This window comes from Pediococcus sp. M21F004 (assembly GCF_051122535.1).
GTDB lineage: Bacteria > Bacillota > Bacilli > Lactobacillales > Lactobacillaceae > Pediococcus > Pediococcus inopinatus.
The window spans coordinates 1,500,768-1,522,874 of record NZ_CP177314.1; the positions used below are offsets into that span (position 1 = coordinate 1,500,768).

The window sequence follows — 22,107 nt, forward strand, 5'->3', positions numbered from 1 at the left end:
TTTGTCCTTTGCGAGGGCAACCTTTGATTTTTCACAACAGAATCATGCGTTAAACAGCATGTTAACGCTAGTAAGCAAAATTAAAAATCATGATCAAATCGCGGCCAAATTAATGGAACTAAGAGAAGTTCCTACGAAAATTTTACAGCGCAGTGATGGTGATTCAAACAAATTAAGGCAGCATGTTCAAATCTTGATGAGTCTTATTTTTGGGTTCATTGAGTTTACGGATCTTGGTTTGTACAAAGATAAAAAAAGAATGACTGATGATTTAATAACCGGTATGAAAGAAACAATTGCAAATTGGTAAAATAAAAATGGACAGTCTCCTGAAGGGGAGACTGTCCATTTTTAACAAAACTAATTTTTTTCGAAGTCTAATTCAACAATGCCCGCTTTTTCCATTAAACGGATAGTTCCTTGCAAGTGAGTAACTAGGGCTTTCTGGTCTTCGTCATCCAAGGTATCAACCAGCCTTTGAATTCGGGACTGGATAAGATCCATGTGTTTTTTTACAACTTTTTTTCCTTTTTCAGTACGGAGAACATTAATGACGCGGTGGTTATCATCGTTATGGTGACGACTAACTAAGCCACGGTCCTCAAGGGTATCGATAATCCGTGTAAGCTGTGGTCTGGTAATGCCGATCTTTTGTGCAAGCTGTGTCATGGTGATCCCGGACTGCCGATACACGTTTCTGAGTGTGATGGCTTGTAAACGTGTCAGACCGAATTTATCCGGAAAACGATTTTGCGAAATTGCTTGGATGAGGGTTAGGAATAATTGTCCAAAAATGTCGTTACTGCTCTGTTCTGGTTCCATTTTTTAAGTCTCCTGATTTTTAAGTAAAATTTAAGTATTCTTAATAGTTGACAATTGTGAAGTATGTGCCTATAGTTAACCATTGTCAAATGAAAACAACCAAAAAATAAATTATAAAAGAGGACACGCCGTTGTTAAAATTAAGTCATATCAACAAGTACTATCACGTTGGCGACACCGTTACAAAGGCACAAGATGATGTTTCAGTTGAGTTCCGCAAACAAGAATTTGTTGCAATTCTTGGCCCTAGTGGATCTGGAAAGACAACCATGCTGAATATCATTGGCGGATTAGATCGATATGATTCCGGAGATCTACTTATTAAAGGAAAATCTACTAAGAACTTTAAAGATTCTGAATGGGATGCTTACCGAAATAACTCGGTTGGTTTTATTTTCCAATCCTATAATTTAATTTCACATCTTTCAATTATGGAAAATGTGGAAATGGGGATGACGCTTAGTGGCGTTTCAGCTTCTCAAAAAAAGAAACAAGCAACGGATGCTTTGATTCGCGTTGGGCTCAAAGATCAAATGCACAAACAACCAAATCAACTTTCTGGTGGGCAAATGCAACGGGTTGCGATTGCGCGGGCAATTGCCAATGATCCGGAAATTCTTCTTGCGGATGAACCCACGGGAGCGTTGGATTCTGAAACTAGTGACGAGATTATGCAATTGATTCGTGATTTGAGTAAAGATCGTCTCGTTATTATGGTGACGCATAATCCTGATCTTGCGCATAAATACGCAGATCGAATTATTGAGTTTGCCGATGGCCAGATCCAAAACGATTCCAATCCGTTTGAAGAAGAACAAAAACAATCTGATTTTTCACTAAACAACACTAAGATGAGTTATTGGACAGCACTTAAGCTTTCCTATACAAACATTCGAACCAAAAAAGGACGCACGTTCCTGACGGTATTTGCCTCAAGTATTGGTATTATCAGTATTGCCGTCGTTTTGGCACTTTCAAATGGCTTTCAAAAGCAAGTGGACCAGACCCAAAGTGATGCGTTATCAACGATGCCAGTGACCGTTTCGCCGACTAGTACAGATCCTAGTGCACTGAGTTCAAGTGATAGTGGAAGCTCTAATAATAAAGCTGCTAAAAATAATCAGGTGAAGGCTGAAAAGAGTGCTGAGGATAAAGCTCAACATACAAACAAAATTACGACTAATTATTTAGATTATTTGAATAAAATGCCTAAAAAAGATGCCAAAAATATTGCGGTAAGCTACGGCACAGGGATGAATTTATTACGCGAAGTTGACGGTAAATACAAACCCGTGACGTTTTCAACAAGTGATCCCGATAGTTCTGCAACCAGTGCAAGTGCCATGATGAGTGCTTCAACTGGCTTGAACGGTAGTGTTTATCCGGTAGATCGTAATGGTAAACAAAGTTTCTTAAAAACCTACTATAAAGTGCTTGCCGGGAGTTATCCGACAAAATCCACAGATATCGTGTTGGTTGTGGATAAGGATAATACCGTCAATATCAACGCTTTAAAGAACCTCGGTTTCACTGTTAAGGATGGTCAGAACTTTAATTACAAAGATCTAGTGGGTACAAAGATTAAAGTGGTTGCGAATGATAATTACTATACAAAATTGCCAACTGGTAACTATGTATCAGGAACTAATTATTCAAAAATGGCTGCTAATTCAAGTACCAAAACTTTGACGGTTAAAGGAATCATTCGGGTGAAGGTATCTGGAAATTCAGACGGTATTTTAGCAAATGGGATTGCCTACAGTGCTAATTTGACTAAAGATGTTTTAGACGCTAACCAAGATTCAAAAATTGTTGCTGCTCAAAAGAAGAGCGATAACAACGTGATGACTGGTCAAAAAATGGATAAGGCTACGCGCTCGGCAATGTTAACAACCCTTGGCGACGAATCAGAACCAACTAATATTCAAATTTATCCAACTAAGTTTAAACAAAAAGATAAAGTTCTTTCATATTTAGACAAGTACAACAAAGGGAAGAGCAAAGCCGATAAAGTGGTTTACACAGATCTTGCCAGCACGATTTCTAGTATGACGGGTGGGATCATGGACGCGATTACTTACGTCTTAGTTGCCTTTGCCGGCATTTCGTTAGTAACTTCCATGATTATGATTGCGATTATTACGTATACCAGTGTCTTGGAACGAACCAAAGAAATTGGAGTTCTCAAAGCCTTAGGTGCTCGTAAAAAAGATATTACTCGTGTGTTTGATGCGGAAACATTTATCCTCGGCTTTGGGGCCGGTGTATTTGGAATTTTCGTGGCGTGGGCGTTAACCTTCCCAATCAATGCGATTTTGGAAAACGTAACTGGCCTAGCGGGAGTTGCCGTATTGAATCCAACGCAAGCAATTATCTTAGTGATTGTTTCGACAGTTTTGACCATGTTAGGTGGCCATATACCAGCACGAATGGCAGCCAAGAAAGATGCCGCCATTGCGTTACGTGCAGACTAAGTTTATAAAAATTTGAAAGGAAGTTTCATGGTGACAATTGAAATTTCTTGGTATAAAGGTGACATTAAGGGCTTTTTGGAAGCTTCTAAACCGAGTCCTGATGCTCAAACTGATTCTTTACCAGCCCATAAATTACATGAAACGCTTGTCTGGTTAAATGGCGACAAAGCGGTGGCAGTGATTGTCACAACTATGACTGGATTCTTGCTCATCGCGGAGAAGGTCGCCAACTTGACGCACCAATGGCTTTAGCATAATTAATTAAATAAAACTTGTTAGGTTTAAAATCTAGCAAGTTTTTATTTTGGAATTTTTTCCTATCTACCTGGCGGCTATATTATAATGGAGACTAGGAGATGTTACGGATATGAATTTACTATTTGCCATTGATAATCATGTAGTCGATCAATTATTAACGACCCTTTATTCAATTACGATTAATACGCCAAATCAGACGTTTGATGTATATGTGATTCAAAAAAACGAGTTAAAGAAAACACCAAAAATACTAAATTTTTGCGAAAGGCTGGGATTGAATTACCATCCAATTATTTTAGGCGAAACTTTTTTAGAAAATGCACCAGTCACTAATCGATATCCAGAAACAATTTATTATCGACTATTAGCTCAGGAGTATCTACCGGCTGACTTAGACCGAGTTCTTTATTTAGATGTGGATATTTTAGCAATTAATGATTTATCGGCATTGTATCAATTAGATTTGGATGAGTCCTTATACGCAGCGGCCAGCCATTCGGCGTTATCGAATAATGTGACGGAACCGCTAAATAAATTACGCCTTGGCAATTATGAGGCAGAAAGTTATTTTAATTCAGGGATCATGATGTTGAATCTAAAAGCGATTCGAGACCAGGTGAAAAGTGACGATATTTTTAAATATATATATGACAACAAAATGGCTCTTTTTTTGCCGGATCAAGATGTTTTAAATGGTTTGTACGGACATCAAATTAAAAAAATACCGGATGAACTTTATAACTTTGATGCCCGGCGGAGTCCCATGTATTACGCGCTTAGTAATGGGCGGTGGACTTTGGACTGGGTGATTGAAAATACTGTCTTCTTACATTTTTGTGGACGGGATAAACCGTGGAAAAAAGATTATCACAATCGCTATGGTGGTTTGTATAAACATTACGCTTATCGAGCTCAAAAAATATTGCAATAAACAGCCTACAAAAAAATATTTACTAAATAGAAAAAAGGAGAGCTGATCAACAGCCCTCCTTTTTGTACCTTGACAGAAAAAGATCTGGCATGTATAGTTAATCACATAAGTAACTAACTAATTTACTTTATGGAGGGAAATATGGCAAATATTCTGGAAGTTAAACATCTAGATAAGAGTTTTGGACGTAAAAAGGTTTTGCATGACATTAATTTTACGGTCCAAAAGGGCAGAATTGTGGGACTTGTTGGACCGAATGGGGCCGGAAAATCGACGATCATGAAAACTGTATTGGGATTGACCGGTTTTTCTAAAGGTGAAATTCTCGTTGAAGGTCAAAATGTGACGGCAACGAAACATGCGAGTTTAGAACATGTTGGTGCCTTGATTGAGTATCCTGGAATTTATCCATTTTTAAGCGGCTTGGATCATTTGAAATTGTTTGCAACTGGTGATGATCAACAGCACCGCATCGATGAAGTGGTCACTGAATTGAGGATGACCAAATACATCAAGCGGAAGGCAAAATCTTATTCATTAGGGATGAAGCAAAAGCTGGGTATCGCGTTAGCTTTAATTAATCATCCGCATTTTATTGTGTTGGATGAACCAATGAATGGGTTGGATCCTGAATCAAATAAAGATTTACGGAATATTATTACTAAATTAGCGCAAAATGGGGCAACCATTTTGATTTCTAGTCATATTTTGAGTGAACTCGAAAAGTTAGTTGATGATGTGTTGGTGATCGATAAAGGACGGATTGTGTCACAATCTTCAATGCAGGCCCTAACGGATAAAGGCAAAAAATATCTGGTGATTAAATCGGCCGATGATGAACATGCCAAACAATTATTGAGTGAGGCTGGATATACATTGGGTGAGGGCTCGGATGTGCGAATCCTTGCAGAAGATAATCAAAAGTTAATGCCAATTTTGAAATTATTTGTAGATAACGATATTGAAATTTTAGATATTCAGCATCAACAAAGTGATTTAGAAACGTCATTGCTGGCTTTATTAGCTGATGATCAATTGACGGAATAGGGGGAGAAACTAAATGGTAACTTTAATAAATCAGGAATTATTTAAATTAATGCATAAAAAAAGTACCTATTTTGCCACGATCTTGTTAATTGGCTTAATGTCGCTTTTTGCTGGATTGGCCAAAGCTTATCCAAAGTATTTTGATGCGAAAAGTTTATTCAGTTCAAATTTTACGGGAATAGAGTGGATTGTATTTTTAATGATCGCAGGCTGTGGCGCAATTGTCTCGATGGAATTTCAGTATGGAACTGTCAAAGAGCTCTTGTACCGCAAATATAATCGTGGTCAGGTGATCATGAGTAAGTGGATTACAATGTTTTTCTATTCTGTTTACTTATATGTACTTTCATTTGTTTGGACGCTTATTTTGAAAGTCGCCTTGTTTAGTAATACGTTTGATCTCGCCAAGGTGGGCCGAAATGGGCATACGTTGCTTGAAAATTTAGGAATTACAATGGGCGGAAACTTTATTGGATTATGGCTCATTTTGACCTTAGTTTTACTCTTAGCAACCTTGTTCAAAAATGCGACCGTGGCGGTATCTGTGGGTATTATTGGCTACTTTGCCAGCAGCATTGTTGCCAGTCTAATGTTTATGCTCATTGCTAAGTGGGAGTGGTTGAAATGGAATCCCATCAATATGCTGAATTTATCGAGTCAGGTGGTAGATTCGAGTTACAAAGTACTCACAAAACTCTCGGTTGAACAGTTGGTGTGGGGAAACCTTGGTTATATCGTTGTATTCCTGTTCTTTGGGTACTTGATTTTCAAGAAACGAAATGTGTAAAAATTACTAAAATAAAAATGGCCTGAAGCGGAAGTGAATCCTGTTTCAGACCATTTTTTCTATTTTTTACTGGATCATTTGGTTACCGAATGATCTGGTGCAGAAGTAAAAATGAATAGTTTACTGAACACATAGTTAATAATGACAATTAACACGTTATCAATGATTTTTACCAATAGCGCATTTCCGCCTAAAAGCGAGATTCCTGTCCACATGATCAGCATATCGAAAAGTAGAGATATGATTCGGAAAAAGAAGAATGATCCCACTTCTTGTATCAGTGATTTTGAGTTGGAGGTTTTTGAATTGAATACCCATTGTTTGTTAGTTACATAGGCAAATAAAACCGATAAAAACCAGGCCGCAACGTTTGAAAATTGATAGTTCCAAGTAGTGGCATTATTCAAAACTTTAAATATAACAATATTAATTAGGGTGGTTAAACCACCAAAAAATAAGTAACTAATTACGCTGTAATAACGGATAAAAAGCTTTTTTAGTTTGAGCAAGTTTTGGCCTCACAATTTTTTTGATTACGCTTTAGTACTGAATGTATAAATTAAGGAGCTGTAAGTTTGTGAAACTCCATTAGTTTTAAGTGGATTAGGTGCCAATTTGTACTTCAACGTTTGTACAATTTGAATCCTTTGGACTGTTTTACGCGGATTTGTTAAGACAATCCGGTATGTTACTTTCGTCATTTTACCGTGAGCAATAAGATAAGTTGTGCTTTTTTAAAATATAGCGTTGATTAGTTTTTAAAAAAACTACGAAGCCATTGAGCTTGGATCCCTTTGGAATGATAATTGAAGCCTTGGAAGCTGGTTGATTCTTTCAAAAATGGGGTTGGAAAAGTGACAGTTAAGAACAGTAGAGGCAGGATAGCCTGACTGTACCAACTTTCAGTTTCCCATAAAAGTGTATGGAAAAGCAAGTAGTCAACCGCTAAAATAATGGCCCAATCAATGATTGGATGGTTTTTTATTTTTGAATAGACTGACATTGCTAAACACTTGCACAGAGCAATAGCATCTATAAAAATAAAGCCAACACGCATGATCAAGGATCCCAATAAGTGCAGATGAACTTGCATACGAGTAGAAATTTCAGGAGCTGTACGGTACCTTCCACGCTAGAACAGAATATGGGGAATATTTAAAGTTAGATTATAACTTAGTGGGTTCCTTTGATTTTTCAAATTAAAATTCCTTCGCAATGGTCAACTTCATGTTGGATAATTTGGGCAATCCAATCTGAAAATTGCTGTTTATGAGGAATGAATTTTTGATCCATATAAGTGACTTCAATTTGTTTATACCTAGTAGTTGGACGCTCACCCAATAGAGACAAACAACCTTCTTTAGTGGTGAATGCGGCGACTTTTTTGGTAATAATTGGATTAATCATGGGCACAGCCAGAGGTCCCATTTGAACAACAATAATCCGTTTGTTGACACCGATCATATTTGCAGCCATGCCAACACAATGATCCTTGTGAAACTTGAGCGTGTCCAGCAAATTGGTGACCACTTGTTGATCTGATTTGTTGGCTTTAATTGCTTTTTGAGAAAGAAAAGTGGTGTCGCGATTGATTGGTTTAATCATGTTTATCTCCTAAGTCATTATTTTTGTGGGGAAATTTTACGCACCATTAAAAGTGTGTTAGCCTTTTCATGGTTAACAATAAAATCTTTATTATCGGACGAATAGGTTAATACATGTAAATACAGGGGAATGGTTGTAATGAAAAAAATTAAAGTGTTACTGATTAGTTTATCGGCTTTAGGCACCCTAGTCAGCGGAGCAGCTAGCCAAAAAACTAGGGCTGATTCAAGAGCCAATGAGACAAGTAGTAGCACGATCACTAGTGATCAGTCAGTATCTTCAAGCGCTAATGCAAATTCCAGCTCTAGTTCGTCGTTTATGCAGGGTTCCATGCACGACCCGGAATTTTATATTATCAGTCGTGATGAGAAAACTCATACCATAACCTACAGTCGGACCCCTGCAGCACCCAGAACAAATTCAATTTCTACTAGACAACAAGGTTCCATGCATAATCCAAATGACAACATTAAAAATGACGATAAAAAGACTCATACTGTAATTTACAGCAAAACGGCACCACAATCAAAGGCAAACACAACAGTTGAAAGTAAGGATAGTGCCAAACCTGTTGTTTCAAACAAGGAAAAATTGAGTGAATATAATTCTGAAAAATTAACTGTTTTGCCACAAACATCCGAAAAACAGAGTAATGTAATTAGAATCATTGGCGTCATATTGATGCTTTTTGCAGGGGCCAGTTTCTTTTTTGGCAGGAAAAAATAACCAGATGTAAAAACTTATCATCCGTTTTATTTTGAGACTTGACAATTCATTTTATCACGATTAGAATTGCATTAAAATCAAATTAATAAAAGAGCAATGAAAAGATGAGTAGTCGTGCGATTGACTTTCAGAGAGGTTCCGGTTGGTGAAAAGGAGCCACAATTTAGCGATGAAGATGGTCTTGGAGATAAACGGTGTCGAATCAATTGATTAGATAACGTTGGGTGCGCCCATTAACGCGTACAAGTATAGCAGATTCTGCTGTACTTTTAAGTCGTTTGGTGTGAATCAAACGAAAATTAAGGTGGTACCGCGAGATCATTCGTCCTTGGAATATATTTATTCCAGGGACTTTTTTTATTGCTTAAATTTGAAAAAAATTAAAGGAGAGTGCGTAAGATGACAGTTAGTGTACAAAGCAAGTTTCCATATCGGTATGATGAAGTAGGGAGTTTATTACGGCCAGCAGCTTTAAAGCAGGCAAGGGCAAATTTTAATGACAAAAAAATTAGTGCAGAGGAACTCAAACAAGTAGAGGACCAAGAAGTTAGTCGAATTGTTAAAAAGCAAGTTGACCTTGGTTTGAAAGCTGTGACCGACGGCGAATTTAACCGTAGCTGGTGGCATCTCGATTTCATTGATGGCTTAAAGGGAGCCCAGTTTTTCGTTCCTGAAAAAGGGTACACGTTTAACGGTTTGGAAACTCGTAAAGGCGGGATTAAATACACAGATAAAGTGACTTATAATCCTGATCATCCTTTCTTTGAAGGCTTTAAATATTTGAATAGCATTGTCCCTGATGGCGTAACTGCTAAACAAACAATTCCTAGTCCTTCAGTTTTATTTCCAAATAAGGACGCTTCAATTTATGATGAATACTACAATTATGATGTTGATGCCTTCACTGAAGATATCATTGTTGCTTATCAAAAGACAGTGCAACACTTCTATGATTTGGGCTGTCGCTATCTGCAAATTGATGACACATCATGGGGAATGTGGGCTAGTTTTTCAAAAGGCACCCTTAATCCAGCTCTGAAACCGCTCGCTGAAGCCGCGGTTAGAGCCATTAATGCAATCGCTGATAATAAACCGGATGACTTAACTTTGACGATGCACGTTTGTCGTGGAAACTACGCTTCAACATGGGCTGGTGCCGGCGCTTACGATCCAGTGGCCGATTATTTAGCCCAATTGCATATTGATGGATACTTCTTGGAGTATGATGACGAACGTTCTGGCGGTTTTGAACCTCTTAAAAAAATTGCAGACAATGGCCGTCACCAACGTATCGTGCTTGGCTTAGTGACCTCTAAGAAACCAGAATTGGAATCACAGGCAGATTTAAAGGCCAGAATTAAAGACGCGAGCCAATATGTGCCATTGGAAGATCTCTGTTTGTCAGCTCAATGTGGTTTTGCTTCTACAGAGGAAGGCAATCATTTAACAGAAGACGATCAATGGAATAAATTGCAACTAGTGATTGATACAGCCAAATCTGTTTGGCCAGAATAGGGATTAAAAAGCAATCCTGATGGGATTGTTTTTTTGTGGTTAGTGATTAAACAATTGGCAGGACGAATTGTTTAGTGTAAAATCGAATGATAGAAACTAATCGGAGATGTTTTAAATGACAGAAAAAGGCAAACTTAAAAGAATCGGTGTTAAAGACTGGCAACAATTACAACAAATTAGTATTGAGACTTATACGGATACGTTTGGACCATACAATCCACCAGAGATCATGGATGACTTCTTAACAACGGCATATGAATCCAAAAAGTTACAGCGGGAATTAGCCAACCCGGATTCTAGGTTTTATTTTATTGAACTTAACGATGAAGTCGCAGGCTATTTAAAACTTAATGTAAATGACGCGCAGTCTGAAAAGATGGGCCCAGATAGTTTGGAAGTGGAACGAATTTACATTCGGCCAGCCTTCAAACATCAAGGATTAGGCACGTATCTAATTCAAGTGGCTGAGAAATTAGCGGCAGAGAATCATAAAGCAAAAATTTGGCTTGGCGTTTGGGAACATAATGAGCCGGCCAAGCAGTTTTATGAAAAACTCGGGTTTAAGCGCATCGGCCAACACTCATTTTTCATGGGTGATGACGAACAAACAGATTTTTTGATACAGAAAGTACTCTAATATAAAAATAGACTTAACTAAATTCAAATTTTAGTTAAGTCTATTTTTTGTTTTAGATGACAAAGGCCAGTTTTTGATACCACTTCTTGCTTACAATTGTTGTCCAGACAATGAAAGCCGGGACGGTGGCAAATAGGATGAGGCCTGGAAACTTGTAGGTGATGATGAGAATGGCGATGAAGCCTGCCAGTAACTTAATCACATCTAAGAAGTTGTTAAAAAACTGAATAAAGGAAAGCTTGAGAGTAGTTCGTAGATTAACCTCGTAATTGGCATTCAACAGTAATCCATAATGGAACATACTGAGGACTAGACAAATCACAAACATAATCACGAAATCAGTAACTAGGAAGGCTAACCCCGGAGTTTGTACGGATAAGAAAAGATTTATACCCAATCCGGTTAAAACAGTCGCTAGCAGGTAAAAGTACAGATTACCAAATTTGAAATTACGTTTGAACAGTTGCCAGCCTGCTTTAAATTTAATCTTTTCATAGGACCATTGATGCTGTTGGTAGAGTTCAGCAATGGTTAGTAAAGCAGGACCAATTCCGAAAATTAATAATCCGGAGAAGGCGTATGCCCAAAATAATAAACTAAGTTTTATTAAAACGTATGCGCGGACTAATATTTTTTGTACTCCAAGACTGATCAATGTGAATTTCCTCCTCGTTTTTAAGGACTATTTTGCGTTCGCAAAATTTTATTCTCGGTACGGATGTCCATCCTCGCTAACCGCTAAAGCGCTAAGTTGGACTGGCCCTCCTCGTAGATTAAGACTATTTGGCATTTGCAGAATTTCATGCTGGCCTATGTATGGAGCTGATCAGCCGTTAAACTGACCAGCTCGAATGATACTTATATTTATTTTTGAGCCTTTAAGAACTTGTCATATTGGGTTTGTAATTCTTTTTGAACTTCGGCATAGCCTGCTGATTTCAAGGCTTTGTTCATTTGCTTGATCGTTGCTTTAGGTTCTGCAGTCCCCGTATTAAGGATATCCCCATACTGATCCATCACATTTTGAATATTAGTAATTTGAGTTTTGATTTTTGATGTGTCAGGGTTAAAACCTAAAATTGGTGATTCTTTAGCCGTTTTAATCGTGTTATCACGGGTTGCAATTTCTTTGTCGGTAACATCGGTTGTTGTGTATAAAATCTGGTTATTACCAGTCATCCAAGCGCCCATACTTTCGTCTGCTTTGTAACCGGGTAAAAGTTTGATTTTATCAGCATCGCCGGTCTTTTCCCAAGCCTTGCCTTCTTCACCCCAAACGAGACCATTCAATAAGTCGGGATCGCTATTTAACAGACCAAGGACTTTAACAGATAGGGTTTTGTTCTTTGAAGCATTTCCAACGACCCAGTTAAACATTTGCGCATTTCCGGTCGCCTTTAAAGGAGTGGTAATTTCTTTAGTAACAATGGCATCTTTACTTCCTGCGGCTGTGTTTAAAGCTTGATCGCCGTAATCATATGGCCCTTGGGCTTCTTGACGCGCAAACCATGTCTTGCTATCCAATAGATATTCTTTAGTACTTGTTGCAGCATCTTGGGCGATATATCCTTTTTTATAGTAACTATGCAAAGCTTCCAAATTTTCTAACATCTGAGCTGAATTATATTGATTGACAATTTTTGTGGGATCTCCGTTAGAAGAAGTATCTACCGCAAAAGGAAGTCGACTTGAGAGCGGATAATCAAAGTCAGCAGCTGATTTGAAACCTTTCACAGCAGCAAATCCGACAACGTTAGGTTCGTTAGCATGGAACTTCTTCAAAGCAGATTCTAAATCACTGTATGAAGAAACTTTGCTGATATCGATGTCATATTTATCAAGGTAATATTTGTTGAATGCAATAGTTTCGGTTGTTGAGACATTTGCATTGACCGGTAAAGCGTACAGTTTGCCATTAACTTTGTTTCCCTTGATATACGCTGAATCTAAATTTTTATAAGCTTTGGATGCATATTTTGGAAGCAATTCAGTTAAGTCAGCGTAAGCCCCTTTTTGAGCATTTAGTGTGTAGTTATCCGCCTTTGCAATATCATAGGCTTCACCTGAAGAAACAATGACGGCCATTTTCTGTGCATAATCCCCATAACCAATGTAATTAATTTTGAGTTTAGCGTTATATTTCTTTTCGATGGTTTTGTTGGCCTTTTTTATTAAGGTGTCATAATTTTTAGGCTTTTCTCCAATTTGATACATCGTTAACGTTTTAGTGCCACCTGAATTGTCGTCTGCTTGTTTGGATGAACAACCAGCAACACTCAATGCAACGCCCATCAGTGCCACTCCTGTAAGTAAAAGCTTTGTAATTTTCTTCATATGTTTAGTTCCCCTTTATTAAATTATTCTTTTACACCGCCAATAGTTAGCCCTTTGACAAAGTATTTCTGGAAAAATGGATAGCTGAGCGCAATTGGCAAAATGGAAATGACAACCATGGCCATTCGCGTTGCCTCTTGCGGAATCCTGGCAGCCCCACCAGCGTATTGAGCGCTTTGGGATGCGTTTTGTGACAGCATTTGAATGTTAGATTGAATCTTCATTAGTAAATACTGTAAAGGTACCAGGTGCGAATCCTGGATATACAGTAACGCGTTAAACCAATCGTTCCAGTAGCCTAGCGCCGCGAATAGACTGATAGTAGCAATTCCTGGAACTGCCAATGGTAAAACGATGCGAGCAAAGATCCGTAGTTCACCAGCTCCGTCAATCCGGGCGGCTTCGATAATCGACTCGTTTACCTGACGTTTGAAGAAGGTTCGCATGACGATGATGTTAAACGGACTGACCGCCATGGGTAGGATTAACGCCCAGATAGTATCTTTTAACTGAAGCAGATTGGTCATGACGATATAGTTAGCGACCATTCCGGGCGTAAACAGCATCGTAATTAAGCAAAAAATGGTAAAAAACTTTTTGTATTTAAAGCTTGTCCGTGAAATCGAGTAGGCATAAGTAGAGGTGAAAGTAGCATTAACTAGCGTACCGAATACCGTTACTAGTATGGAGATGCCAAGCGCGTTTAGCAGTTGTCCACTCATGGTGGCTAGATATTCATAGCCGGCCAAACTCCAATGTTCAGGCCAAAATTGATAACCGTTAGACACTAAGGAATTTTCGCTAGACAGTGAGATGATCACAATAAAGATTAAAGGTAGTAAACATGTCAGTGCGAAAAGTCCGATCACAATGTTGAAAAATAAATTTGTTTTTGGGCCAAAGTTACGGACCTCCACAGTAGAAATGTGTTTTTTGCGTTGCGCCAATGACAACACCTCCTATTTAGAATAAGGCTGAGTCTGAATCAACTTTTCGCACAATCGCGTTACTAATCATTAGAAGGACAAAACCGACTAAAGATTGATAAAGTGCCGCGGCGCTCGACATGCCGATGTCACCAGTTGAGGTCAATCCGTTATAGATGTATGTATCTAAAACTGAAGTGACATTGTAGAGGCTGCCGGAGTTTTGAGGAACTTGATAGAAGAGACCAAAATCAGCACGGAAGATATTCCCAATAGCCAAAATGGTCATCAAAGTCATCAAAGGAATCAGGGCGGGAATGGTAACGTGTTTGATCTGCTGCCATTTATTTGCGCCGTCAATTTCAGCAGCTTCATAAAGGGTGGGATCAACGCCCATAGCACTGGCAAAATACAAAATACTGTTATAACCAATGCTTTTCCATGTTCCAATAAACAGTAAGATAAACGGCCAATATTTGGGGGCGTTGTACCAACTAATTGCTTCACCGCCACTGCCCGTGATTAATGAATTAATCAAACCTTGATTGGGACTGATAAACGCATAGACGAAGTAGCTGATGACAACCCAAGATAGAAAGTAAGGAAGTAGCATAGAAGTTTGATAGACTTTGATCAGTTTTTTGTTTCGTAACTGACTCATGACAACCGCAAAAAATACAGAAATGATTAGGTTTAAAACGATGAAGCCTAAGTTATAAAGCACTGTATTTCGTGTGATAATCCACGCTGCGTTTGAAGAAAATAAAAATTCAAAGTTTTTAAATCCAACCCAGGGGCTACTTTGTAAACTTGCAATAAAACCTTCGGGTGAAAAATGAAAGTTTTTGAAAGCTACGACATTTGCCATGATCGGGATGTAGAAGAAGAAAATCATCCAGATGGCACCTGGAATGGCAAACAAAAGTAGCGGACCATTACTTTTAATTCGTGTAATTAATTTTGGTTTAGGTGGCTTTTTTTGTGTGAGTTGAGGAACGGCAGTATTTTGCATATTTTGCTCCTTTCTAACGATTATGCGATGGTTTCTTGAGTATCCTGGTCAAAGAAATGGGCACGACTCATTTCGAAAGCCATTTGGACATTTTCTCCGGGACGGTGGTGGTCTTGAGCGTTAACTCTAGCCACGAATTCGGTATCCCTGACCCTTGAGTAGAGCATGGATTCCACCCCAAGCAACTCGGAAACTTCTACCTTGGCTTGGACAGCTGCATTTGGCAAAGTGGCCACAATTTCTTCATTAGTGTGAATATCTTCAGATCGGATTCCTACTGTCAAAAGTTTGTCGGCATAACCTTTATCTTGTAATTTCGTTAATTTATTTGTTGGAAGGCTAAGCGTAATTGCGTTGTCAGCCGTTGTAATTTTGCCCTCATGTAAAGTTGCCTCAAAGAAATTCATCGAAGGGGAACCCATGAAACCGGCTACAAATTGATTGACAGGTTGGTTATATAATTCTGCCGGTGTTCCCACTTGCTGAATTGTGCCGTGATTAGTGATGACGATTCGGTCTGCCATGGTCATCGCTTCAACCTGATCATGGGTGACATAAATCATATTTGTTTTTAAACGTTGATGAAGTTGAGCAATTTGTGCGCGCATTGAAACGCGAAGTTTGGCATCTAAGTTTGATAAGGGTTCATCAAGTAAGAATAGTTTTGCTTCTCGAACAATTGCACGTCCCAATGCCACTCGCTGACGTTGTCCTCCAGATAAAGCTGCCGGTTTGCGCTGTAGGAAACCCTCAAGGCCTAGAATTTCAGCAGCGTTTGCAACGCGTTTTCTTATCTCATCTTTTTTAATGTGTTGAATTTTCAGTCCAAAGGCCATATTGTCGTAGACGGTCATGTTGGGATAGAGCGCATAATTTTGAAATACCATTGCGATGTCCCGATCTTTGGGTGCCAAATTGTTGATAACTGTGCCGTCCATTTTTAACTCACCATTTGTGATGTCTTCAAGACCTGCGATCATGCGAATTGTCGTTGACTTACCACAACCAGAAGGGCCAACAAAGACGATAAATTCGTGATCGTGAATGGTTAAATTAAAATCAGAAACTGAGTAATTGTCATTACCTGAGTATTTTTTATAAATGTGTTCTAAGTTGATTTCAACCATATTTGTTTCTCCTTTACATAAGGTTTAACTAATCCATATCAGAAGAATATCAAAGTATACACACACTAGCAACATATTTGATTATCGTTATCATAAACGTTTGTTTATATAAAGAACGAATTAAATGGTTTATTTAATGGTAAATGCGAATTAGTTTAGTGATAGCAACATTTATAATGATTTTGGGAGTAAAAGATTAGAATAAATATATTTCTAAAAGTGCAATATTTAAATCCATAAGGTCGACATTATATGTATTTTTTAAAAACTAAAATAATCATTTTAGTTATACATTCCAATTTTACTTAATCTTTTTAGAGCAAGTTATGATAACATTGAAAGTATTATGAAACGTTTTCAAAAAAGGAAGTGGCGCTATTTTGGATAATAAGCGACTAAAGACAAATCGAGAAAAAGTAATTGAAAGTTTAAAAGAATTAAGCCTAGCGCTATTGGACTCGAAAGCGTTAGGAGTTTCGGCTAATACAATTGCAAAAAAAATAGATATTCAGCGTAGTACAGTCAGCCTATATTTGAATGAACTTGTTAGAAATAACGAAGCGATCAAGATTAATACCCGTCCTGTTTACTTTTTGGATGCAAATTTCTATCAAAAAAATAAAGATAAGCTATCAAGAGTTACAGAATATATTCAGGATAAAGAAAGTGAAAAAATTAATCGTGATCCTTTTGATGACTTGGTGGGTAGCGAAGGTAGTTTGAAGGATGTGGTTGATCAATTAAAATCGGCTGTCATTTATCCACCAAGGGGACTATCCACACTCTTAGTGGGAGACTCAGGGGTTGGTAAGAGTTTTATTGCGCAATTAGCTTATAAATTTGCCCAGCAAAAAGGACTGGTCAAAGGAAAATGGGTGGTCCTTAATTGTGCAGAATATGCTGACAATCCCGAATTGTTGTCGAGTATTTTATTTGGTAACGTAAAAGGTGCTTTTACGGGAGCAGAAACAGATAAAAGTGGCTTGTTGAAAGCCGCGGAGGACGGATATCTTTTTTTGGATGAGGTCCACAGGTTAACTCCTGAGAATCAGGAAAAACTATTCCAATATATGGATAGTGGCACTTATCGACGAGTTGGCGAAACTGACCAAGTGCATACATCAAATGCCAGATTAATCTTTGCCACTACTGAAAAGCAAAACGCAGATTTTTTACAAACGTTTTTACGGCGCATTCCTCTTGTGATTCAAATACCAGATTTTCAAGAACGAACACGGAAAGAACGAATTGATTTAATTACGATGCTGTTTTTTAAGGAAGCTACAACAATTCAGCGGAACTTATACATTGCTTCTGAGGTGGTGCAAGTTCTTATTCAAAACGTCGATAAGGGTAACGTTGGAAAATTAGCCAGTATCGTTAAACTATCATGTGCTGAGGCTTTATTGCGCGCGGGATCTGGAGAAACAGATATTCACATAAAATTGGATAGTTTACCAAATGACTTTTTGCGCACAACCACGGTACAGGACATTTCAACAACCAAAGATTACAAAATCCAGATTCAGTTTAAATCCGAAAAAATTAAAAGCCGCAATACAATCGAACGGGATCATCTTTACCAATTTACGGAGAAACTTATTCAAACCGTCTTGCAGTATGGATCAAACAAAATAACGAAGCACGAGTTTTATAATCAGATTGGTAATGTAGAGAATGGGTTAATTGATTATATTTCGTTTGAATTGCGAATAATAAAAACCAATGCTTTTTCTGAATATGTAGAACAAACGTTAAAAAGTATCTTAGCTAATTTATATGTAAATATCGGAATTAGTCAATTTAATAGCAGTGCAAATTTACTAACTAAGCTGATCATTTACATTAATGATTATGAGGATGATCAAGCAATTAAAAGCCTTGATCAAACTGTCCTGATTCTTAGACAAAAGTTTGCTGATGAAATGAAATTAACTGACCGAATTGTGAGTGCCAGCGAAAAGCAATTTGATGTTCACAATAAGGCGTTATATCAAATTTTAGTTTTCGCGTTTATTTATTCTCAGAACCAAAAAATGGTTGATCGAGAAACCAATGCGGTAATTATTACCCATGGGTATTCAACGGCTGAGAGTTTGGCTTCAACCGTTAACCGCTTGCTAGGAAGTTATGTTTATGAAAGTTTTGATATGCCTTTGGATGCTAGTGTTGATGATATTGTACGTGAAATAAAAGCGTATTTTAAAACTGTTGATATTGAAAAACCGCTTGTCATTTTGGTGGATATGGGTTCTTTAAAAGCCTTAGATCAACGCTTGAAAGAGATTTATTCGGGCGCCATTGCTATTATTTCAGGAGTGTCTACTGAAATTGCTTTGGATATTGGGAATAAAGTCCTTCAAAACAATATTGATAAGGAGACACTTGAAAAAAGTGCTGTGGGCGCAATCCCTAAAGTTACAGTTGTTGAGCCAATTAAGCGTGAAAACGTAATTTTGACAACATGCATTACAGGAATCGGAGCGGCAACTTACTTACAGAAATTGATCCAGGATAATACACACGGAGAAATTACTGTTATTTCAAAAGATTTTTATGAACTCAAAAAAAACGGGACAGCAGATCCGTTGTTTGAAAAGTATCATGTAAAAATCATTGTTGGCACAGATGATCCATGTATTTCGGAAATCCCATATTTATCTGTAGAAGGTTTAATAAATCGAGATGTGGGTGATCCAGTGTTTTTGACAGCATTTCCAAATGTGTTTACAACAGAAAGTTTGGCACGAATGAACAGCAGTATTGTGCGTGCATTCACTGTTGATAATATTGCGAATAATATGGCCGCTTTGGATCCAACTGTGACAGTTGCACAGGTAGAAGGCTGTGTGACAAAGCTGGAACGAAGCTTAGGAACTAAGATGGATGTTTATCTGAAAATTAGTCTATACATGCATCTCTGTTTTATGTTTGAGCGGGTTGTTCAAGGAGAACCTAACTTAGATTATCATGATGTAGATAAATTTTCACAGTGTTATGGACACTTCATTGAAATTACAAAAGATGCGCTTAGTGATATGCAACACTACTATAGTGTTAAGATACCGGTTTCAGAGATTGGTTTTATTTTCGATATTTTAAAAAATAGAGTAGATCTATCAAATATAGAATAGCTGAGAGCGTGGGATTTGTGCGTCTTTTAAGAAAAGGCTTACACTAATTGGCACGCTTTTTGCTTATATAAAGGTGAGGACAAAAAATGAATGAACAACAAAGAAAAGTTATTTTTCGAGTGGATAATCGTTTGGTACATGGACAGATTGCTGTTAACTGGAAGCAAGCCTATCAATTTAGTGCAATTATTGTTCCGGATAATGAATTAGCACATGACCGATTGAATCAAGCGATAATGAAAATGGCCATTACAGCAGCTAACTTAAAGGGTTACTTTGTGAGTGTTGATGAAGCACCTGACACTATAAAACAACTCTCAGTTGTTCATCCTAGTTTTTTGTTGGACAGACAGGCAAAGGATTCCATATTTGTTGTTTGTCGAACACCAGCAGTTGCGAGAAAACTGATTGAAGGAGGGGTAAAAGCTGATTCGGTAACATTATGGAATATGTTTAATCAGCCAGGTAAACAAAAAGTTAACGGTGTAGTTTATATGGATCAAGAGGATTTAGATGATGTCAAAGCTATTAAAGGAACCGGAGTATCAGTAGCTATCCAAGAAACACCATATTCAAAAAAGATTTCCGTACCTGATAGTTTTTAAAAGGAGAGGATAAAATGCCAGTAGTATTAGCTCGAGTAGATCAACGCCTGATTCATGGGTTAATCGTAAATCAATGGGCACAGTCATTAAATGCTAAACGATTTATGGTTGTAGATGATGTTGTTAGTCAAAATGAGGATTTAAAAGCAAGCATGCGTATGTCTAAGCCTGCAGGAACCGGAATGTCAATTATTAATACGGAAAAAGCAATTACTAATTTTAATAACGGCAATTATGATGCGCAACGGGTTTTTGTTTTAGTAAAAGAACCAAGTAAATTATTGGAATTAATAGATGCGGGAATTAAAATTCCTAAGGTGAATTTAGGTATCATGTTTGCGGAAGATGGTAGAACGCCATTGACTAAATTTGTTGCATTAAATGATCAGGAAAAAGCGGATATTAAAAAGATTCAAGATAAAGGTGTACCGGTCACAATTCAGTATGTACCGGCCGATCCTGAGGAAGATATAAATAAGTATCTCAAATAAAGGGGTGTAGTTATTATGCAATTAATTCAAGATTTACTTATTATTTTGTTAGCAGCTTGGATGTGTATTGATCAAAATGGTCTTGTTATTGTTTCCTATTTCCCAGTTATTGTTGGTTTTATTACTGGTTTAATCATGGGAGATATTACAACAGCAATGTATATTGCCGGAACTTTTGAACTTATGCAATTAGGTGTTGCGAACCTTGGTGGTTCATCGATGCCTAATTATGGGCTTGCGACAATTATTGGTGCATTTCTGGCTATTCGAACAGGAACTGGTGTAAAAACTGGGATTGCAGTTGGATTGCCAGTTGGTATGTTAGCTATTCAATTGGATGTATTTATTAAGATTATTAACCAATTTATTCAAAGAAGAATGGAACGTCTTAATCATGAACATAACTGGAAAGCTATGTTGCGTCAGCCTTTATATGGTGTTGGTTTGTTTGGACTAGAAACAGGAATTCCAACAGCTATTCTAGTCTTCCTTGGACCAACTGCTGTTAATGTGATTCTCAAATGGTTACCTGAGTGGTTTACAAATGGACTAACGATTGCTGGTGGATTGTTGCCAGTTGTCGGTGTTGCGATGTTGTTACATTATATGCCTACTCAAAAATTCTTTACATTCATTATCATTGGGTTTGTATTGACCGCGTATTTGAAAGTACCAATCCTAGGTATTGCTTTAATCGGATTTGGTTGTGCTTATTACTACTTCAATTCAGAGATGAAACGAGCAGATGAAAAGCAGGAAGTCAAAACGGTTGGAACTGTAAATGACCAAGGAGATGATTATGATGAGTGAAAAAGAGATAAAAGAAGAAAATAAAAAATCTGTAATTACTAAGCATGATCTAAATCGTATGGGTGTTCGTTGGTGTTTTATGGGTGTAAATGCCTTTAATTATGAAACACAAGAAGGTCCGGGATACACATATGCTGTAGCACCAGCATTACGTAAAATTTATCCAAATGATGATGATTATGAAAAAGCAATTGCTAACCATTTGAAATATTTCAATACAACTACGGCTATGGCGAATATTTTAATGGGTGCAACGACAGCTATGGAAGAAAAAGAGAGTGTAAAGTCTCTTGATGCTGTACAAGGTCTAAAAACTTCCTTAATGGGACCTTTAGCCGGAATTGCTGATACGTTAATTTGGGTATTGTGGCCAACGATTATTGGTTCAATATCTGGATATATGGCTATAAAGGGAAATCCACTAGGAGCTATTATCTGGTTCTTGTGCAATATCGCGTTTTTCTTTGTAAAAGTTTGGTTTACTAGATTAGGTTATTTCTCAGGAACAAAACTCATTACTTCTCTTGGAGACAGAATTTCTATCTTTACCGAGTCTGCATCGATTATGGGACTTACAGTTGTTGGTGCTTTAATAGCTAGTGTTGTTACTGTTACAACGCCAATTACATTCAAATTTGGAGCAGTTAAAATGGGATTACAAGCTGACATTTTAGATAAAATTATGCCAGCACTACTTCCAGTATTGCTTACATGGGTTGTGTATAAGCTTATCGGCAATAAAAAATGGACCATGAACAGAATCATTTTACTATTAATTGTATTTGCAATGGTTTGTTCGTTCTTTAATATTTTGAAGTAAACAAAAAAGTGGGACAAAGACTTAGTAGATGCCTGTAAGGCCAATG

23 protein-coding genes and 1 other annotated feature are annotated in these 22,107 nt (G+C 37.6%); of the genes, 14 read left to right on the forward strand and 9 right to left on the reverse strand.

Features of this window, described 5'->3' with window-relative positions:
• Position 1: 1 nt before the first annotated feature.
• Positions 2 to 310, forward strand: coding sequence for a hypothetical protein (locus tag ACLHK8_RS07605; protein ID WP_057774061.1), 309 nt, complete (start codon positions 2 to 4; stop codon positions 308 to 310).
• Between the two features lie 50 nt (positions 311 to 360).
• On the opposite strand, the gene ACLHK8_RS07610 is transcribed toward ACLHK8_RS07605, so the two are convergent.
• Positions 361 to 822, reverse strand: a complete 462-nt coding sequence (locus tag ACLHK8_RS07610; protein ID WP_434520272.1) for a MarR family winged helix-turn-helix transcriptional regulator — start codon at positions 820 to 822, stop codon at positions 361 to 363.
• A gap of 131 nt (positions 823 to 953) precedes the next feature.
• Between ACLHK8_RS07610 and ACLHK8_RS07615 the strand changes: the two genes are divergently transcribed.
• From ACLHK8_RS07615 to ACLHK8_RS07635, 5 genes are all read left to right on the forward strand, one after another.
• Positions 954 to 3,296 carry an ABC transporter ATP-binding protein/permease gene (locus tag ACLHK8_RS07615; protein ID WP_063698607.1) on the forward strand — a complete coding sequence of 781 codons (2,343 nt, stop codon included), beginning with the start codon at positions 954 to 956 and terminating at the stop codon, positions 3,294 to 3,296.
• A 27-nt stretch (positions 3,297 to 3,323) separates the two neighbouring features.
• On the forward strand, positions 3,324 to 3,548 hold the full coding sequence (locus ACLHK8_RS07620) for a hypothetical protein (protein WP_063698605.1): 225 nt from the start codon (positions 3,324 to 3,326) through the stop codon (positions 3,546 to 3,548).
• 115 nt (positions 3,549 to 3,663) lie between these two features.
• The gene (locus tag ACLHK8_RS07625) at positions 3,664 to 4,485 is read left to right on the forward strand and encodes a glycosyltransferase family 8 protein (protein ID WP_057774069.1); all 822 of its coding nucleotides are present in this window, start codon (positions 3,664 to 3,666) and stop codon (positions 4,483 to 4,485) included.
• A gap of 141 nt (positions 4,486 to 4,626) precedes the next feature.
• Positions 4,627 to 5,532 carry an ABC transporter ATP-binding protein gene (locus ACLHK8_RS07630; protein ID WP_057774071.1) on the forward strand — a complete coding sequence of 302 codons (906 nt, stop codon included), beginning with the start codon at positions 4,627 to 4,629 and terminating at the stop codon, positions 5,530 to 5,532.
• A gap of 13 nt (positions 5,533 to 5,545) precedes the next feature.
• Positions 5,546 to 6,319: an ABC transporter permease gene (locus ACLHK8_RS07635; protein WP_063698603.1), complete on the forward strand. Its 774-nt coding sequence runs from the start codon at positions 5,546 to 5,548 to the stop codon at positions 6,317 to 6,319.
• A 74-nt stretch (positions 6,320 to 6,393) separates the two neighbouring features.
• On the opposite strand, the gene ACLHK8_RS07640 is transcribed toward ACLHK8_RS07635, so the two are convergent.
• The 3 genes from ACLHK8_RS07640 to ACLHK8_RS07650 all read right to left on the reverse strand — a co-directional run bounded on the left by ACLHK8_RS07640 (position 6,394) and on the right by ACLHK8_RS07650 (position 7,924).
• Positions 6,394 to 6,828: a GtrA family protein gene (locus ACLHK8_RS07640; RefSeq protein ID WP_063698601.1), complete on the reverse strand. Its 435-nt coding sequence runs from the start codon at positions 6,826 to 6,828 to the stop codon at positions 6,394 to 6,396.
• A gap of 242 nt (positions 6,829 to 7,070) precedes the next feature.
• The gene (locus ACLHK8_RS07645; protein ID WP_156486357.1) at positions 7,071 to 7,376 is read right to left on the reverse strand and encodes a hypothetical protein; all 306 of its coding nucleotides are present in this window, start codon (positions 7,374 to 7,376) and stop codon (positions 7,071 to 7,073) included.
• A 137-nt stretch (positions 7,377 to 7,513) separates the two neighbouring features.
• A complete protein-coding gene (locus ACLHK8_RS07650; protein ID WP_434520273.1) occupies positions 7,514 to 7,924 on the reverse strand; it encodes a peptide deformylase in 411 nt (136 codons plus the stop codon).
• A 138-nt stretch (positions 7,925 to 8,062) separates the two neighbouring features.
• On the opposite strand from ACLHK8_RS07650, the gene ACLHK8_RS07655 reads away from it, so the two are divergent.
• The 3 genes from ACLHK8_RS07655 to ACLHK8_RS07665 all read left to right on the forward strand — a co-directional run bounded on the left by ACLHK8_RS07655 (position 8,063) and on the right by ACLHK8_RS07665 (position 10,802).
• Positions 8,063 to 8,650, forward strand: a complete 588-nt coding sequence (locus ACLHK8_RS07655; protein WP_057774081.1) for an LPXTG cell wall anchor domain-containing protein — start codon at positions 8,063 to 8,065, stop codon at positions 8,648 to 8,650.
• A gap of 87 nt (positions 8,651 to 8,737) precedes the next feature.
• Positions 8,738 to 8,983: a binding site (T-box leader), on the forward strand.
• Between the two features lie 66 nt (positions 8,984 to 9,049).
• On the forward strand, positions 9,050 to 10,165 hold the full coding sequence (locus ACLHK8_RS07660) for a 5-methyltetrahydropteroyltriglutamate--homocysteine S-methyltransferase (RefSeq protein WP_434520274.1): 1,116 nt from the start codon (positions 9,050 to 9,052) through the stop codon (positions 10,163 to 10,165).
• A gap of 115 nt (positions 10,166 to 10,280) precedes the next feature.
• Positions 10,281 to 10,802: a GNAT family N-acetyltransferase gene (locus ACLHK8_RS07665; RefSeq protein WP_434520275.1), complete on the forward strand. Its 522-nt coding sequence runs from the start codon at positions 10,281 to 10,283 to the stop codon at positions 10,800 to 10,802.
• Between the two features lie 52 nt (positions 10,803 to 10,854).
• Here the strand turns inward: ACLHK8_RS07665 and ACLHK8_RS07670 are convergent, their stop codons facing one another.
• The 5 genes from ACLHK8_RS07670 to ACLHK8_RS07690 form a co-directional block, all read right to left on the reverse strand.
• Complete coding sequence (locus ACLHK8_RS07670; protein WP_057774087.1) at positions 10,855 to 11,457, reverse strand: YesL family protein; 603 nt, start codon at positions 11,455 to 11,457, stop codon at positions 10,855 to 10,857.
• Between the two features lie 209 nt (positions 11,458 to 11,666).
• A complete protein-coding gene (locus tag ACLHK8_RS07675; protein WP_063698595.1) occupies positions 11,667 to 13,136 on the reverse strand; it encodes an ABC transporter substrate-binding protein in 1,470 nt (489 codons plus the stop codon).
• A gap of 23 nt (positions 13,137 to 13,159) precedes the next feature.
• Positions 13,160 to 14,083, reverse strand: coding sequence for a carbohydrate ABC transporter permease (locus ACLHK8_RS07680; RefSeq protein WP_057774092.1), 924 nt, complete (start codon positions 14,081 to 14,083; stop codon positions 13,160 to 13,162).
• 16 nt (positions 14,084 to 14,099) lie between these two features.
• The gene (locus ACLHK8_RS07685; RefSeq protein ID WP_082623293.1) at positions 14,100 to 15,074 is read right to left on the reverse strand and encodes an ABC transporter permease; all 975 of its coding nucleotides are present in this window, start codon (positions 15,072 to 15,074) and stop codon (positions 14,100 to 14,102) included.
• A gap of 20 nt (positions 15,075 to 15,094) precedes the next feature.
• Positions 15,095 to 16,201: an ABC transporter ATP-binding protein gene (locus ACLHK8_RS07690; RefSeq protein WP_434520276.1), complete on the reverse strand. Its 1,107-nt coding sequence runs from the start codon at positions 16,199 to 16,201 to the stop codon at positions 15,095 to 15,097.
• A 380-nt stretch (positions 16,202 to 16,581) separates the two neighbouring features.
• Between ACLHK8_RS07690 and ACLHK8_RS07695 the strand changes: the two genes are divergently transcribed.
• The 5 genes from ACLHK8_RS07695 to ACLHK8_RS07715 all read left to right on the forward strand — a co-directional run bounded on the left by ACLHK8_RS07695 (position 16,582) and on the right by ACLHK8_RS07715 (position 22,061).
• Entirely contained in the window at positions 16,582 to 19,335 is a 2,754-nt protein-coding gene (locus ACLHK8_RS07695; protein WP_434520277.1) for a sigma 54-interacting transcriptional regulator, read from the forward strand.
• A gap of 86 nt (positions 19,336 to 19,421) precedes the next feature.
• Positions 19,422 to 19,940: a PTS sugar transporter subunit IIB gene (locus ACLHK8_RS07700; RefSeq protein WP_057774098.1), complete on the forward strand. Its 519-nt coding sequence runs from the start codon at positions 19,422 to 19,424 to the stop codon at positions 19,938 to 19,940.
• A 14-nt stretch (positions 19,941 to 19,954) separates the two neighbouring features.
• Positions 19,955 to 20,431 (forward strand): PTS sugar transporter subunit IIB, encoded by a 477-nt coding sequence (locus ACLHK8_RS07705; RefSeq protein ID WP_057775593.1) that lies wholly within the window; start codon positions 19,955 to 19,957, stop codon positions 20,429 to 20,431.
• Positions 20,432 to 20,446: 15 nt separating this feature from the next.
• Entirely contained in the window at positions 20,447 to 21,241 is a 795-nt protein-coding gene (locus ACLHK8_RS07710; RefSeq protein ID WP_063698591.1) for a PTS mannose/fructose/sorbose/N-acetylgalactosamine transporter subunit IIC, read from the forward strand.
• The gene (locus tag ACLHK8_RS07715) at positions 21,231 to 22,061 is read left to right on the forward strand and encodes a PTS system mannose/fructose/sorbose family transporter subunit IID (protein WP_406827414.1); all 831 of its coding nucleotides are present in this window, start codon (positions 21,231 to 21,233) and stop codon (positions 22,059 to 22,061) included. The genes ACLHK8_RS07710 and ACLHK8_RS07715 overlap by 11 nt, the downstream gene beginning before the upstream one ends.
• Positions 22,062 to 22,107: the final 46 nt, after the last annotated feature.